The organism is Pseudomonas sp. 5C2, from assembly GCF_034314155.1.
In the GTDB taxonomy this organism is placed as follows: domain Bacteria; phylum Pseudomonadota; class Gammaproteobacteria; order Pseudomonadales; family Pseudomonadaceae; genus Aquipseudomonas.
Map to the genome: position 1 here is coordinate 362988 of NZ_JAVIWH010000003.1, position 15447 is coordinate 378434.

The following is a 15447-nucleotide window of genomic DNA, read 5'->3' on the forward strand; positions in this document are numbered from 1 at the left end:
CCTCGCGGGCAAAGCTAATCTGACTGGCGAAAAAATGACGTTTTCATCCGGTCTGCGACGCCAGGCATTACCCCTGGCTTACAAAACAGCCTGATTGATCAGACTGCCCTGTGAACAGTTGCATGTATCGCTTGCTCTGTCGGCAAGTCACCGTCGGCCAAACAACTGCACATCAACCCTGAACCAACCCGGGTTGAATTATTAATCCGACGTCACCACGCTCGGCTGGCCAAGATTGGCCGACCGGACGCTGGCTTGTAATTGCTGGGCTTCACCCTGAGTGTCTATCGGCCCCATCCGCACCCGATACAGCGTTTGCTGACTGCGTACTGTCGAGCTGACGAACACTGGAGTTTGCACCATCCCGCTCAACTTCGACCTCAGGAGTTCCGCAGCGTCCGGGTTGGCGAAAGCGCCCACCTGGAGATACAGCCCAGAGGCTTGTGCGGAAGCGTTTTTTTTTGCATCAATTTGCATGGCTGGAACTGCCACAGCATGCTGCTGGGGCGGTGGCGTATATTGCTCGACCGTTCCAGTGGAAGCCGTAAAGGCAGGCGGCGCAGCCTGGGCGATGACTTGCGGTTGTTCAAGCATCAGCGGCGCTGGACGTCCGCGCTGCGCCCACCATTCCTGGGGGTCGATACCTTCAACCTTGACCCGCGCAGTACCGATTTCGGCGTAACCGAGCTTTTTAGCGGCCGCGTAGGACAGGTCGATAATCCGGTCGGAATAGAACGGCCCACGGTCATTGACCCGCAGGATCACGCTCTTGTTATTGTCCAGGTTGGTCACGCGAACATAGCTGGGCAACGGTAACGTCTTGTGGGCGGCACTCATGCCGTACAGGTCGTACTTTTCACCGTTGGCTGTGTCCTGGCCGTGGAACTTGGTGCCATACCAGGACGCGGTTCCCGACGCTACGTAGCGCTTGGAGTCAGACAGCGGGAAATAAGTCTTGCCCAATACGGTGTAGGGGTTGGCCTTGTAGGGGCCGTTATGCAGGGTCGGCACTGCGTCCGGAATCCGCGAGACATCGACATCCCACCATGGCGCACCATCTTTATGCGCACGGTTGATATCCAGACCTGGGGCCGAACGCACAGCCGTACTCTGTGGCGAGCGGCTGGTCGAACAGCTGGCCACCAGGATGGTCAAGGCTGCGAAGGCCAGGAACTTTAGTGGTTTGCGAATCGGCAATGCCCGCATTACTTGACGCCCCGTGCTTGGACCAGCAGTTCAGACAGTTGATGCACGGCCATGGCGTACATCACACTGCGGTTGTAGCGCGTGATTGCATAAAAATTCTTCAGGCCCATCCAGTATTCAGGGCCATTTTCACCATCGAGCCGGAAAGCGGTCACCGGCATATCATCGCGCAGCGCATCATGACTCGACCACCCCAACGCTCGCAACTCCCCAACATTCTTTACCGGATCGATTCCAGGGCTCAAACCTTCGTCGGCATGCTCACCGCGCACCGTCGCCAGGCTCACAACCGGCTCGCCCGCGACCCAACCGTGACGTTTGAAATAGCTGGCAACGCTACCGATCGCATCGTCCGGATCGGTCCAGATATTGATGTGGCCATCACCGTCGAAATCCACGGCATACGCCCGAAAGCTGCTGGGCATGAACTGCGGCAATCCCATAGCACCGGCGTACGAGCCTTTAAGCGTCAGGGGGTCGACTTGCTCTTCACGGGCCAGCATCAGGAACTCGCGCAGCTCCTTGCGGAAGAAGTCGGCACGCGGCGGATAGTCGAAGCCCAACGTCGACAAGGCGTCTATTACGCGGTAGTTGCCGGTATTGCGACCATAAAACGTTTCCACGCCGATGATCGAAACGATGACTTGTGCCGGTACGCCGTACTCCTGCTCGGCACGTGCAAGGACCGCTTCGTGTTGACGCCAGAAGTCCACGCCACGCGCAATACGCGCATCAGTGACGAAAATCGGCCGGTAGTCCTTCCATTGTTTTACCCGTTCGGCCGGACGAGAAATTGCGTCGAGAATGGCCTGTTTACGTTCTGCTTCGCGAAAAACAGCCATGAGCTGTTCACCGGCAAACCCATAGTCGCGGGTCATTTCACCGACGAACTCAGCCACTTGCGGCGAGCCGTCGTAATCGCCTGCGGCCGCCTCCTGCACTGAACCAAGGATGCCCACCAGGCCGACCAACGGAGCATATCGAGCAGCCCAGCTACGCATTACTTGCATTGAGTTGTTCACCTTAATCAAACCTGTGCGATCCACTTACGATGGGTATGGACCGACATCAAAACCCCAAACGCTGACAACAGTGTTACCAGCGAGGTTCCGCCATAGCTAATGAATGGCAATGGGACACCTACAACCGGCAACAGGCCACTGACCATACCGATGTTGACGAAAACGTAAACAAAAAACGTCATTGTCAGGCTACCGGCCAACAATTTGCCAAACAGCGTCTGAGCTTGAGCGGTGATCACCAGCCCTCGACCGATCAACAGAACATAGATCAGCAACAGGGCGCAAATACCCACCAAGCCAAACTCTTCACCCAACACAGCAATAATAAAGTCGGTGTGGCTTTCCGGCAAAAAGTCCAGGTGCGACTGCGTACCCAGCAACCAGCCCTTGCCAAATACGCCGCCCGAACCAATTGCCGCCTTGGACTGAATGATGTTCCAGCCAGTGCCCAGCGGGTCACTTTCCGGGTCGAGGAACGTCAGGATTCGTTGTTTCTGGTAGTCGTGCATGAAGAAAAACCACATGCCGACCGCCACCGGCACGGCTGCGGTGAGCACACCAATGATCCAGCGCCAGCGCAGGCCGGCCATGAACAGTACAAACGTACCCGACGCCAGGATCAGCAAAGAAGTGCCCAGGTCCGGCTGGCGCACGATAAGGATGAACGGAAGACCGATCAGCCCCAGGCTCAAGGCCACGTGCTTCAAGTGCGGCGGCAACGTGTGCTTGGCCAGGTACCAGGCGATGGTCGCCGGCATGATGATTTTCATGAATTCGGAAGGCTGGAAGCGAATGACGCCGGGGATGTTGATCCAGCGGGTCGCGCCCATGGCGTTGTGGCCCATGACGTCCACCACCACCAGCAGCATCAGCCCCACTACGTAGGCGGCCGGTACCCAGCGCGCCATGAAACGCGGCTCGAGCTGCGCGATGATGAACATCGACACCAGGCCGATACCAAAGGAGGTCGCCTGCTTGATCAGCAGATCCCAATTCTTGCCACTGGCCGAATACAGCACGAACAAACTGCCGGCGGCCAGGGTCAGCAACAGGATCAGCAGCGGCCCATCGATATGAATGCGCTGGAGGAAACTGGCGCGACGGCGCATCACGTCCTCGCTGGAAAGGATGCGGTCGAAATTACTCTTCACGGGCCGAAGCCTCCGCATTTGAGGTGCTGGCGTACTCAGGTTTGAGCAAACCGTCCGGGCCAAGCAACCAGGCATCCATCACCTGGCGGACCACGGGGGCCGCGACGCCAGAACCGGACTCGCCGTTCTCCACCATCACTGCCACGACTATTTTCGGGTTATCCGCCGGGGCGAAGCCGACGAACAGGGCATGGTCACGGTGACGCTCCTGAATCTTGGAGCGGTCATACTTCTCACCCTGCTTGATTGCCACCACTTGAGCGGTACCGCTTTTGCCGGCAATTCGGTATTGCGAACCGATCGCAGCCTTGCGCGCAGTACCACGGGCGCCGTGCATCACTTGTTGCATGCCGTGATTGACCTTGTTCCAGTCCGAGGCGTCACGCAGCACGATGTCCGGCATCGGGTTTGCGTCTACCGGCGGCAAGCCCTCGATGGTTTTTGCCAGGTGCGGACGATTCCACTTGCCCTTGTTGGCCACCAGTGCGGTCGCTTGCGCCAGTTGCAGCGGGGTCGCCTGCATATAGCCCTGACCGATACCGAGGATCAGCGTCTCGCCAGGAAACCAGGCCTGACGCCGGGTAATCCGCTTCCAGTCTCGCGACGGCATCAAGCCTGGCGACTCTTCGAACATGTCCAGCGACACCTTCTGCCCGATCCCGAACTTGTTCAGGTACGACGACAGCCGGTCGATGCCGAGCTTGTGCGCCAGGTCGTAAAAGTAGGTGTCGTTGGAGCGCATGATCGCCGTGTCCAGATCGACCCAGCCATCGCCCGTGCGGTTCCAGTTGCGATATTTGTGGTCGTAGTTCGGCAATTGGTAATAGCCCGGGTCAAACACCCGAGTGGATGCCGTGACGACGCCACTGTCTAGCCCGGCGATAGCAACAGCCGGTTTGATCGTCGAACCCGGCGGGTACAAGCCACGCAGAATACGGTTGAACAAGGGCCGGTCAATGGAGTCCCGCAGCTCGGCATAGGCTTTAAAACTGATGCCAGTGACAAACAGGTTAGGGTCGAAACTCGGCTGACTGACCATCGCCAGCACTTCGCCAGTACGCGGATCAAGCGCGACCACCGCACCGCGACGCCCGGCCAATGCAATTTCGGCGGCTTCCTGCAGTTTGATGTCGAGGCTCAGGACGATGTCTTTGCCTGGCGAAGGATCGGTGCGCTTGAGCACACGCAATACTCGCCCGCGGGCGTTGGTTTCAACTTCTTCGTAGCCCACCTGACCATGCAGCTCCGGCTCGTAGAAACGCTCGATGCCGGTTTTGCCGATATGGTGGGTGCCGCTGTAATTGACCGGGTCGAGCACCTTGAGCTCTTTCTCGTTGATCCGCCCCATGTAACCCACCGAGTGCGCGAAGTGCGCACCCTGCGGATAGTGGCGAACCAGCTGCGCAACCACCTCAACGCCGGGCAGACGGAACTGGTTGACGGCAACGCGGGCAATTTGCTCTTCAGTCAGCTCAAACAGAATGGGCACCGGCTCGAATGGCCGTCGCCCCTGCTTCATGCGCTTCTCGAACAGCACCCGATCATCAGGCGTCAATTCCAGCACGCTGACAATGACGTCCAGCACCTGTTCCCAGTCGCCAGAACGCTCGCGGGTCATGCTCAAGCTGAAACTGGCCCGATTATCGGCGACGACCACCCCATTGCGGTCGTAGATCAACCCACGGGGTGGCGGAATCGGCTGAACATGAACCCGGTTGTTCTCCGACAGGGTCGAGTGATACTCGTACTGGATGACCTGCAGGAAATACAGCCGCGCAATCAGCACGCACACCAACACCACCACCGCCACAGCCCCGACCACGACTCTGCCGCGCACTAGGCGGGCATCTTTCTCATGGTCCTTGAGGCGAATCGGCTGGGACATTTAGGGCGTGTTCACACGACTACTTGTGATAAGGGTGCCCGGACAGAACAGTCCAGGCGCGATACATCTGCTCACCAATGAGGATGCGCACGAGTGGATGCGGCAAGGTCAGCGGGGACAACGACCAGCGTTGTTCGCTACGCGCGCAAACCTCCGGCGCCAGCCCTTCCGGGCCACCGACCATGAGATTCACCGTGCGCGAATCCAGACGCCAGCGATTGAGTTCGACCGCCAATTGCTCGGTGCTCCACGGTTTACCGTGCACTTCGAGGGTGACGATACGCTCGCCCGGCTGCACTTTTGCCAGCATGGCTTCGCCTTCCTGACGGATGAAGCGCGCCACGTCGGCATTCTTGCCCCGGGTATTGAGCGGAATTTCCACCAGTTCGAGCGCCAGTTCGGATGGCATACGCTTGGCGTATTCATGCCAACCTTCTTCCACCCACTTTGGCATGCGCGAACCGACAGCGATCAAACGCAGACGCACAGCAACCCCTTACTCTTTGTCAGACGGCGTGTTGTCGAATGACATTTTGTCGGCTGCCATTGGGTCAAACGGGTTCGCATCGTGGCTGCCATGGCTTGCACGGCTTTGCTCGGCACCATGCCACAGACGCTCAAGGTCGTAGAACTGACGGGCGCTGGCGGTCATTACGTGCACGATGATGTCGCCCAGGTCCAACAGAACCCAATCGCTGTCGCCCTTGCCTTCTTCACCCAGTGGCTTGAAGCCCTGAGCCTTGACCTTGTCGCGCACGTTCTCGACCATCGAGGCGATGTGGCGGTTGGAGGTACCTGTGGCGATGAGCATGTAATCAGTGATGCTGGTCTTGTCGCGCACGTCGATCGCCAGGATGTCCTGGGCCTTGATGTCTTCCAGTGCAGCCGTTGCCAGCTTGATCAGGATTTCGCTATTTTGCTTCGTCATAAAAAACTCATTCAGCTCGTGTGTATGAGGACCTGAAACGCCATCTAGAGAGGCTGTTTCAAAGGGTCCCCTGAGTGTTCGGCGCATGGTACAGCCCGTGCGCGTCGATATAGGCCAGTACCGCGTCTGGCACCAGAAAACGTACCGACTTCCCGCTGGCCAGCAGTTGGCGGATCTGGGTGGCAGACACCGATAACGGCGTCTGCCAGACGAATGTAATGTGTCCACCCGGCCCTTTCAGGGCCTTCGGATCGCTGACTGCGCGCCCCGCCAGCAAGTTACGCATGGCGTCAGGCGACTCGCTGTCGGCGTCCGGGCGTTGCAGCACCACGATATGGCAGTGCTCCAGCAGTTCTTCCCAGCGATGCCAGGTCGGTAGCCCGCAAAAGGCATCCCAACCCAATAACAGGAATAACTGGTCATCTGCGGCCAACTCGGCCCGCATCAGTTCCAGGGTGTCGATGGTGTACGACGGTTTGTCCCGTTGCAGCTCTCGGTCATCCACCGTCAAAGGAGGCACACCGGCCACCGCGCACTTGACCATCGCTAGTCGGTGCTGCGCACTGACGCTTGGCATGTCGCGATGAGGCGGCCTGGCACTGGGTGTCAGGCGTAACTCATCAAGCCCCAGCAACTCGGCGACTTCCAGCGCACTGCGCAAATGGCCGATGTGCACGGGGTCGAACGTGCCGCCCAGCATACCGATACGTCTGGGCAGGCCTGGCGTCTGTGGCACCTGCGCAGCGGGTTTTTCGGGATCGGCCAAGTCAGACAGGCTCCTGGCCACGCAACTGACCATCGCCGACCACGATGTACTTCTCGCAGGTCAAACCTTCCAGACCGACCGGACCGCGGGCGTGCAGCTTATCAGTAGAAATGCCGATCTCGGCACCCAATCCGTATTCAAAGCCATCAGCGAAGCAGGTCGGGGCGTTAATCATCACCGAACTGGAGTCCACTTCGGCCAGGAAACGCCGAGCCTGGCCCTGATGATCAGTGACGATGGCATCGGTATGGTGCGACCCATAGCGGTTGATATGTTCGATGGCCTGATCCAGATCCGCCACCACAAGGATCGACAAAATCGGCGCAAGGTATTCGGTGTTCCAGTCTTCTTCGGTTGCTGGCAGGGCATCAATCAGCTCGCGGGTGCGTTCGCAACCGCGCAGCTCGACACCTTTTTCGCGAAATTGCGCGGCCATTGGCGGCAAAAACTCGGCAGCAACAGCCTGATCCACCAACAAGGTTTCCATCGCGCCGCAGATGCCGTAACGGTAGGTTTTGGCGTTGAAACTGATGCGCTGAGCCTTGGGCAGATCGGCGTGGGCACTGACATAAACGTGGCAGATGCCGTCCAGATGCTTGATCACCGGCACCCGTGCATCGCGACTGACCCGCTCAATAAGGCCTTTGCCGCCGCGTGGAACGATCACGTCGACGTACTCGGGCATGGTGATCAGCGCGCCGACTGCCGCACGATCCGTCACTTCAACCACTTGCACCACGGCCGCCGGCAAATTGGCAACCGCCAGGCCGCGCTGAATGCAGGCGGCGATGGCACGGTTGGAGTGAATGGCTTCAGAGCCACCACGCAGAATCGTGGCGTTACCCGACTTCAGGCACAGGCTCGCGGCATCGATCGTCACATTCGGACGCGACTCGTAAATAATCCCCACCACACCCAGCGGCACACGCATCTTGCCGACCTGAATGCCCGACGGCCGATAGCTCATGTCGCGAATCGCGCCAATCGGGTCCGGCAGGCTGATCACCTGGCGCAAACCTTCGATCATGCTATCGATGCGTGCCGGCGTCAGGGTCAGACGCTCGAGCATGTACGGCGACAGGCCGTTGGTCCGACCGGCCGCCAAGTCCAGCTCATTGGCGGCAGACAATTCGGTCCGGGCGTCATCGAGAGCGTCAGCGGTGGCTTGCAAGGCGCGGTTTTTCTGCGCGGTGCTGGCGCGGCCGATCACTCGCGAAGCTTCGCGGGCGGCGCGACCCAAACGGGTCATGTAGTCAAGAACGGACTCAGTCATGGTCTCAGAGGTCTTGGCGGAGAGGAAAGCGGCCGATTATAGCTGTCGAGCCCGTGTAACGACAGCGGTGGCAGGCGGATGGTCGATAACCCGAGCAAAGTCGGGATAAAAAGCCCTCTGGAGCACCCAAAACCTCACGCCGGCACCTGATATAACGCCTTCGCGAAGAGGCCCCGCAGCCATACTCATCAATACCCGGCACACCGTCATTCAGCTTTGATTAAGACAGTTGTTGTTATCATCGCCGCCCTGATTGCCATTCGACGACCGTAAGCACCGATGCCCACCCCCCTGCCGGACTCGTTTTTCCACCGAGATGCGCAGGTCCTCGCCCGGGCGTTACTGGGCAAAGTGATTCGTCATCGCGTGGGCAATGGCCCAGATGCGTTGTGGCTGTCGGCTCGGATCATCGAGACGGAAGCCTACTACTGCGCAGAAAAAGGCAGCCACGCGTCATTGGGCTACACCGAAAAACGCAAAGCGCTGTTTCTCGAGGGCGGGCACATCTATATGTACTATGCCCGCGGCGGCGATTCGCTGAACTTCAGCGCCGAAGGGCCGGGCAATGCCGTGCTGATCAAGTCCGCGTATCCGTGGGTCGACGAACTTTCCGACGGCAACAGTCTCGCGCACATGCTCTTGAACAACCCCGATGCCAAGGGAGCACTGCGTCCGCCCGAGCGTCTGTGTGCCGGTCAAACCCTGCTGTGCAGGGCCCTGGGGCTCAAAGTCCCGACTTGGGACGCCAAACGCTTCGACCTTGAGCACCTGTTCGTCGATGATGTCGGTGCCGAGCCCAAGCAGATTATCCAGACCACACGACTGGGCATCCCCGAGGGCCGCGACGAGCATCTGATGTACCGTTTCGTCGACGCCGCCTACGCCCGGTATTGCACGCGGAACCCGCTGCGACGCGGCCAGGTCGAAGGCCGCGATTACTTTTTACTCAAGCAAGGAAACTGAGACATGGGCCCATGGCTCGATGGCATTACCGGCTGGCTGAGCGCAAACCCCTCGTGGTTGGGTCTAGCGATTTTTTTGGTGGCGTTCCTTGAATGCGTGGCCATCGCCGGGATCATCGTGCCGGGCACCGTGCTTCTGTTCACTGTCGCGGTGCTGGCCGGCAGTGGTGCCTTGTCACTGGGCGAAACACTTTTACTGGGCTTTTGTGGCGGCTTGCTGGGTGACGGTCTGTCGTATTTTCTCGGCAGGCGCTTTCACCAGAACATCCGCCGCCTGCCCGGGCTGCGTCATCACCCGGAATGGATAGGCGGTGCGGAGCTCTACTTCCAGCGCTACGGCATTGCCAGCCTGCTGGTCGGACGCTTTATCGGGCCACTGCGACCCATGTTGCCCATGGTCGCAGGCATGTTCGACATGCCTTTCCCGCGTTTTGCTGCTGTCAGCGTGATCGCGGCCGCTGGCTGGTCCCTCGCGTACCTGCTGCCGGGCTGGGCCACCGGCGCGGCCATGCGCTTGCCACTGCCCGAGGGCTTCTGGTCACAGGCAGGGATGATCGGTGGTGGGTTGGCGGTGTTGCTCGGCGTCAGTATCCACAGCAGCTTTGGCGGGAAGCGCTATGCAACCCCGCTGATCGCCGTGTTGAGCCTTGTCATGCTCGCTGGGGTATTTCTTGGCTGGCCCTACCTGACGCACTTCGATCAGGGCTTGATGGCATTGGTGCAGGAACATCGCAGTGAAGCGGCTGATCAGTTCGTGGTGATGATCACTCGGCTGGGCGACTTCAAAACCCAAGTGGCCGTCGTCAGCCTGTCGTTGGTGCTGTTGCTGGCAACCCGGCAATGGAAACAGGCGATGTTTGCTGGCGCAGTGACCGTGGGCTCGGCACTGGCCAATACAGGAATGAAAGGGTTCTTCGCCCGCACGCGTCCCGACGTACTGATCGACCCGCTCACCACTTACAGCATGCCCAGCGGGCACAGTTCGGGGTCATTCGCGCTGTTTATGGCGTTGGCAGTATTGGCGGGACGCGGTCAGCCGGTACGTTTGCGCCTGACCTGGTTATTGCTGGGCGGTATTCCGGCGCTGTCGATTGCCATGTCGCGGGTCTATCTGGGGGTGCATTGGCCGTCTGATGTGCTGGCCGGGGCCCTGCTCGCGTTCTGCCTCTGCGCAGCCAGCCTGTCCTTCATACAGCGTAAAACACCGCTTGAGCCCATGCCCGTAAGGGTGTGGTGGCTGATCCTGCCAGCGCTGGTCACCTTGTACGGTTACTTCGCCCTGCATTCACTGTCCCACGCGGCGCTGCGTTATCAGTACCTGGCCCCCACGGGCGCGATTAACTAACGCGTCAGGCCTGCACGTCACCCTGTATTTCATCGAGCAGGTCCTGAATCGCGTCCAGGCGCTCCTGAGCATCGTTGAGTTCCAGTAACTCGACCTTGTCTTCTTCGGTGAAGGGCAGCAGATAAGCCAGCTGATTGGCCAGCGATTGCTGCCCGCTGGCCGTAACGCCCATGTTCAACGCGGCAACCATCGGGTGCTCGGCCAAGGCGGCAAGCAAGGCCACCAGATCGGCGTCCGCTTCCTGCAACGGGCGCTCCGGCAGTTCATCCAGCCACTCAACGTCAGCCATAATCAGCTGGTCACGCTGCACCTGAGTGCTGACCACGCGGAAACGGCGCCCACCTTCCACGCGAATCCCCAGCAAGCCGTTGTCCTGCTGCTGAAAATCCCGCACCAACGCTTCGCAACCTACCAGCGCATAGCCCTCTGGCGCCTGCCCGACTTCTTCGCCGTCAAGAATGCATACCACGCCAAAGCCTTCGCCCTGCTTCATCCCGCGGCTAACCATGTCCAGATAGCGTGCCTCGAACAGCTGCAAATCGAGCATGCACCCCGGGAACAGCACTGCGTTGAGAGGAAATAATGGCAACACCATGGAAGCCTCCTTAAACGACCAGCGTAACGGCCAATGGCAGGAATACCGCCGTGCCGACGCCCATCAAACTCATTGCCAGGGCGGCGAACGCACCGCACTCCTCACTTTCCTGCAACGCCACCGAGGTGCCGACGGCATGCGCGGCCAAACCGAGGGCCATGCCGCGCGCAGCCTGATTCTCCACCCCAAGAAGGGACAGCAGACCAGGGCCAAAAATCGCGCCGATCACCCCGGTAATCAACACGAACACCGCCGCCAGTGGTGCGACGCCACCAATCTGTTCGGCCACCAACATGGCAATCGGCGACGTCACTGATTTGGGCGCCATGGTCATCAAGATCATGTGGTCGGCACCGAACAGCCAGCCCAGCGTCACACCCAGGGATGTCGCCAGCACTCCGCCCACGATTAGCGTAGTAAAGGTCGGCCAGAACAGCTGGCGAATACGTCGCAGGTTCAGATAAAGCGGGACCGCCAGTGCAACCGTCGCAGGCCCCAACAAAATACTGAGGATTTCCGTGCTTTTGCGGTACTCGGCATAGTTCAAACCGCAGCTGACCAGAATGCCGACCACCAGCAACATCGAGATAAGCACCGGCTGCAAAAATATCCAGCGGGTTTTTTCGTAAGCGGCCAGCATCAACTGGTACGCCCCCAGCGTAATCGCAATGCCGAACAGTGGATGATGGATCACCGCGTTCCAGGCGCCATTCCAATCCATGTTCATGAGGACTCCCCGCGTCGCGACTGGCGCAGAACCAGCTTCTGCATCAGCCAGCCGACGAACGCCAAGGACAGCAGCAACGACAGCACTAACGATCCGACGATGGCCCAGAAATCGGCGGCAATCTCGGCAGCGTAGACCATCACCCCCACGGCGGGCGGCACCAACAGCAGCGGCAGATAACGCAACAAGCTGCTGGCGGCCAGACTCAATGGCTCACTGACTTCGCCGCGCGTCATCAGAAAAATCAGTAACAACACCAGACCGATGATCGGCCCGGGCAGTATTGGCAAGAACAGGTGATTGAGCGCGGTGCCCACCAATTGGAACAACACCAGCCATGTCAGACCCCGTAGCAACATAAGAAACTCCAGCAAATTCGCGACGCCATTATAGGCACGCTGCGGTAACGGCTGATAAATCAGCATTCGCCAAAGGCATACATCCTTGACCATCCCTAAAGCCCATGCTGATCTTAGGCCTTGGCACGGTGAAAAATCCGACGCCTATAAACACTGAGCGCGACAGCCATACCCACAAAAACCAATGACAACAAGGAGAGTATCTATGCCCTTTGTACCCGTTGCAGAGCTGAAGAACTATGAAGGCAAGGAACTGGGACGTTCCGAGTGGTTCACTATCGACCAAGAGCGCATCAACTTGTTTGCCGAAGCCACCGGCGACTTCCAGTTCATCCACGTCAACCCTGAAAAAGCCGCGAAAACCCCCTTCGGCAGTACCATCGCCCACGGTTTTCTGTCGCTATCGCTGATCCCGAAGTTGATGGAAGACCTGCTGGTAGTGCCCGAAGGGCTGAAAATGGTGATCAACTATGGCCTGGACAGCGTGCGTTTTATCCAACCGGTAAAAGTGAACTCACGGGTTCGGCTCAACGTAACCATGACTCAAGTCACCGAAAAGAAACCAGGCCAATGGCTGCTCAAAGCCACGGCAACGCTGGAAATAGAGGGCCAGGACAAGCCGGCCTTCGTCGCTGAACCCCTGTCGTTGTGCTTCGTGTAAGACCACTAAAAAGCGAAACAGCTGTTACCGGCTGTTTCGTTGCCTCTATAAAGCAACCACATAGCTGCGTCATACTGCCCGCGGCTGTGTGAAAGCGACTGTTCAGGGACGTCTTCAACACGCTTGGATTTTTATCTTCAGGATCGACCATGCGCGCGTTCGCCCCTCTTGCCCCTCTGGCACTCATTCTTTTACTCGCGGCTTGCGGCGAGGGCGAACCACTGTCGCCCCCAGACGCACGTCTGCCCGACGGCGGCCGTTACCGCGGCGATGTCGTCAATGGCCTGCTGCAAGGTAAGGGCCGAGTCGACTATCCCAACGGCAGCTGGTACGCAGGTCAGTTCCAGAAGGGGCTGTGGCAGGGTGCCGGCGAATGGCACGCCAGTAATGGCGACGTCTACCGCGGCCAATTCCAGAACGGTCTGTTTCACGGTTTAGGCACGTTGACCACCAGCACCGGCAATTATGTCGGCGGCTTCAAGCTGGGCCGACGCGAGGGTGAAGGCACGCTCAAAGAGCCAGGCATGGCCTATAGGGGCGAATTCAAGGCTGACCAATACGACGGCCTCGGTCACCTCGAACTTGATGACGGCAGCCAATATCAAGGCCTGTTCGCGCACGGCAAACCCAATGGCGAAGGCCAGCGCAGCGACGCCAGTGGCAATCAATTCAGCGGCAAATTCGTCAACGGTCAACTGGAAGGCAACGGCAGCTTCAACAGCGCCGAGGGTGATCAATACGTCGGCGGTTTCCGCAACAACCAACTGCAAGGCAAAGGCCGCTACGAAAACAGCGACGGCGATGTCTGGATTGGGCAGTTCAAGGACGGCGCGCTCAACGGTAAGGGCGAACTGATCGGTGCAGATGGCAGCCATTATCAGGGTCAGTTCAGCAACTGGCGCTTCAACGGCGAGGGTGTACTGCACCTGGTCGATGGCAGCACCTATCAAGGTCCGTTCGCCGACGACACCTATCAAGGCAAAGGCACCTTGACCCTGGCAGATGGCAGCGTTCAAAGCGGCACCTGGACCAACGGTCTGCGTGTGCGTGACGCGCAAGGCAATCTGTTGCCCGATGCACTTGAGGTCGGCTTGCTCGCCCAAGGCCCCCTGTTGGAAAAAGCCCTGGCCGCAGTGCCCGCCTCCACTCCCGCTGTCGAATTGTACAGCCTGGTCGTGGGTGGTGACGGCAAGCAGAGCGTATTCATGCGCGAAGCAGATTACGTGAACAACCTGCTGGCCACGCGCTTCGGCGCCTACGGGCAGATCAGCCTGGTCAATCATCGCGATCACATGAACGACCGGGCACTGGCGACCCGCGAAAGTATCAGCCGCGCGGTTCAGACCCTGGCGCAACGCAGCGGGCCGGAAGACCTGGTGTTCATCTACCTGACCAGCCACGGCACTCAAGAACATGAACTGGTGCTTGATCAACCACGGATGGAACTGGCCGACCTGCCCGCCGATGAGCTGGCCGTCGTCCTCGCACCGTTAAAAGACCGCGACAAAATTATCGTGATCTCCGCCTGTTATTCCGGTGGTTTCATTCCGGTGCTCAAAGACGAAAAAACCGTAGTGATCACCGCCTCGCGTGCAGACAGGGTGTCTTTTGGCTGCTCGGAAGAGGACGATTTCACTTACTTTGGCGAAGCCATGTTCGCAAAGGCATTGGTTGAAACAGACAACCTGCAACAAGCGTTCAACGACGCCAAATCGTACGTGGCGGCCCGCGAAATAACCGAAAGCTTTGAGGCATCGGAGCCGCAGATCTGGGCGCCCAAAGGGGTTCTTGCGCACTGGCAGCAGTTGCGCAAGAGCCAGGCGCAGAGGGCCCTGAACACATCGTTGAGCAGCAAGGAAGCGAAGACCACGGGCAACCGCTAGACTGCGTTGTAAAAAGGGAGAAACACTATGTACCTGACCCCTCAGCACATCCTGCTTGCCGGAGCCACCGGCCTGACCGGTGAACATTTGCTTGATCGCTTGCTCAGCGAACCGACGGTCAGCCGCGTACTGGCACCGACCCGTAAACCCCTGAACAAGCACCCTCGCCTGGAAAATCCGGTGGGTGAACTCAATGCACTGCTGCCAACGTTAAGCGGGCGGGTCGACATCGCCTTTTGCTGCCTGGGCACCACGATCAAGCAGGCTGGCTCGCAGGAAGCGTTTCGCGCGGTCGATCTGGATATGGTGGTGGCCTTCGGCAAGCGAGCTCGCGAACTCGGAGCGCGGCATCTGGTGGTGATCAGCGCAGTCAATGCCGATCGGCGATCCAGCGTTTTCTACAACAGGATCAAGGGCGAAATGGAATATGCACTCAAAACTCAGGATTGGCCGCAACTGACCATCGTCCGACCATCACTGTTGCTTGGCGAACGCACCGAACAGCGTCTGGCCGAACAACTGGCAGGCCCATTGGCAAAACTGATTCCCGGCAAATACCGTGGCATAGAAGCCTGCTGCCTGGCCCGAGCGCTTTGGCGCCTGGCGCTGGAAGACCAGGACGGGGTGCGGATCGTCGAAGCAGAAGAGTTGAACAAACTGGGCAAGTGAGCCCGACAGCACGTC

16 protein-coding genes are annotated in these 15447 nt (G+C 59.1%); 5 read left to right on the top strand and 11 right to left on the bottom strand.

The window, feature by feature from the left end; all coding sequences use genetic code 11:
- Positions 1-201: 201 nt before the first annotated feature.
- Genes RGU44_RS16420 through RGU44_RS16455 form a run of 8 tightly spaced genes read right to left on the bottom strand, consistent with a single transcriptional unit; the run spans position 202 to position 8231 of the window.
- Positions 202-1206 carry a septal ring lytic transglycosylase RlpA family protein gene (locus RGU44_RS16420; protein WP_322218111.1) on the bottom strand — a complete coding sequence of 335 codons (1005 nt, stop codon included), beginning with the start codon at positions 1204-1206 and terminating at the stop codon, positions 202-204.
- Positions 1206-2216: a lytic murein transglycosylase B gene (gene mltB, locus RGU44_RS16425; RefSeq protein WP_322182177.1), complete on the bottom strand. Its 1011-nt coding sequence runs from the start codon at positions 2214-2216 to the stop codon at positions 1206-1208. Before mltB ends, RGU44_RS16420 begins: the two co-directional genes overlap by 1 nt.
- A 17-nt stretch (positions 2217-2233) precedes the next feature.
- Entirely contained in the window at positions 2234-3337 is a 1104-nt protein-coding gene (gene rodA / locus RGU44_RS16430) for a rod shape-determining protein RodA (protein ID WP_322182881.1), read from the bottom strand.
- Between the two features lie 31 nt (positions 3338-3368).
- Positions 3369-5264 (bottom strand): penicillin-binding protein 2, encoded by a 1896-nt coding sequence (gene mrdA, locus RGU44_RS16435; protein WP_322182179.1) that lies wholly within the window; start codon positions 5262-5264, stop codon positions 3369-3371.
- A 19-nt stretch (positions 5265-5283) separates the two neighbouring features.
- On the bottom strand, positions 5284-5751 hold the full coding sequence (gene rlmH / locus RGU44_RS16440; protein ID WP_322182181.1) for a 23S rRNA (pseudouridine(1915)-N(3))-methyltransferase RlmH: 468 nt from the start codon (positions 5749-5751) through the stop codon (positions 5284-5286).
- Positions 5752-5760: 9 nt separating this feature from the next.
- Positions 5761-6192: a ribosome silencing factor gene (rsfS, locus tag RGU44_RS16445; RefSeq protein ID WP_257604395.1), complete on the bottom strand. Its 432-nt coding sequence runs from the start codon at positions 6190-6192 to the stop codon at positions 5761-5763.
- A gap of 58 nt (positions 6193-6250) precedes the next feature.
- Positions 6251-6910 carry a nicotinate-nucleotide adenylyltransferase gene (nadD, locus tag RGU44_RS16450; RefSeq protein ID WP_219062819.1) on the bottom strand — a complete coding sequence of 220 codons (660 nt, stop codon included), beginning with the start codon at positions 6908-6910 and terminating at the stop codon, positions 6251-6253.
- 49 nt (positions 6911-6959) lie between these two features.
- Positions 6960-8231, bottom strand: a complete 1272-nt coding sequence (locus RGU44_RS16455) for a glutamate-5-semialdehyde dehydrogenase (protein WP_322182184.1) — start codon at positions 8229-8231, stop codon at positions 6960-6962.
- 279 nt (positions 8232-8510) lie between these two features.
- Here RGU44_RS16455 and RGU44_RS16460 point away from each other — a divergent pair, with 279 nt between their 5' ends.
- A complete protein-coding gene (locus RGU44_RS16460) occupies positions 8511-9194 on the top strand; it encodes a DNA-3-methyladenine glycosylase (protein WP_322182186.1) in 684 nt (227 codons plus the stop codon).
- Positions 9195-9197: 3 nt separating this feature from the next.
- Positions 9198-10538, top strand: coding sequence for a bifunctional DedA family/phosphatase PAP2 family protein (locus RGU44_RS16465; protein WP_322218117.1), 1341 nt, complete (start codon positions 9198-9200; stop codon positions 10536-10538).
- Between the two features lie 4 nt (positions 10539-10542).
- Here the strand turns inward: RGU44_RS16465 and RGU44_RS16470 are convergent, their stop codons facing one another.
- Genes RGU44_RS16470 through RGU44_RS16480 form a run of 3 tightly spaced genes read right to left on the bottom strand, consistent with a single transcriptional unit; the run spans position 10543 to position 12219 of the window.
- On the bottom strand, positions 10543-11133 hold the full coding sequence (locus tag RGU44_RS16470; protein ID WP_322182190.1) for an LON peptidase substrate-binding domain-containing protein: 591 nt from the start codon (positions 11131-11133) through the stop codon (positions 10543-10545).
- A 10-nt stretch (positions 11134-11143) separates the two neighbouring features.
- Complete coding sequence (locus RGU44_RS16475; RefSeq protein WP_322182192.1) at positions 11144-11860, bottom strand: LrgB family protein; 717 nt, start codon at positions 11858-11860, stop codon at positions 11144-11146.
- On the bottom strand, positions 11857-12219 hold the full coding sequence (locus RGU44_RS16480; protein WP_219062691.1) for a CidA/LrgA family protein: 363 nt from the start codon (positions 12217-12219) through the stop codon (positions 11857-11859). The genes RGU44_RS16475 and RGU44_RS16480 overlap by 4 nt, the downstream gene beginning before the upstream one ends.
- A gap of 205 nt (positions 12220-12424) precedes the next feature.
- Here RGU44_RS16480 and RGU44_RS16485 point away from each other — a divergent pair, with 205 nt between their 5' ends.
- The 3 genes from RGU44_RS16485 (at position 12425) to RGU44_RS16495 (ending at position 15432) form a co-directional block, all read left to right on the top strand.
- A complete protein-coding gene (locus RGU44_RS16485) occupies positions 12425-12880 on the top strand; it encodes a MaoC family dehydratase (RefSeq protein WP_322182195.1) in 456 nt (151 codons plus the stop codon).
- A 149-nt stretch (positions 12881-13029) separates the two neighbouring features.
- Positions 13030-14763, top strand: coding sequence for a C13 family peptidase (locus tag RGU44_RS16490; RefSeq protein WP_322218121.1), 1734 nt, complete (start codon positions 13030-13032; stop codon positions 14761-14763).
- Positions 14764-14790: 27 nt separating this feature from the next.
- A complete protein-coding gene (locus RGU44_RS16495) occupies positions 14791-15432 on the top strand; it encodes an oxidoreductase (protein ID WP_322218124.1) in 642 nt (213 codons plus the stop codon).
- Positions 15433-15447 lie beyond the last annotated feature (15 nt).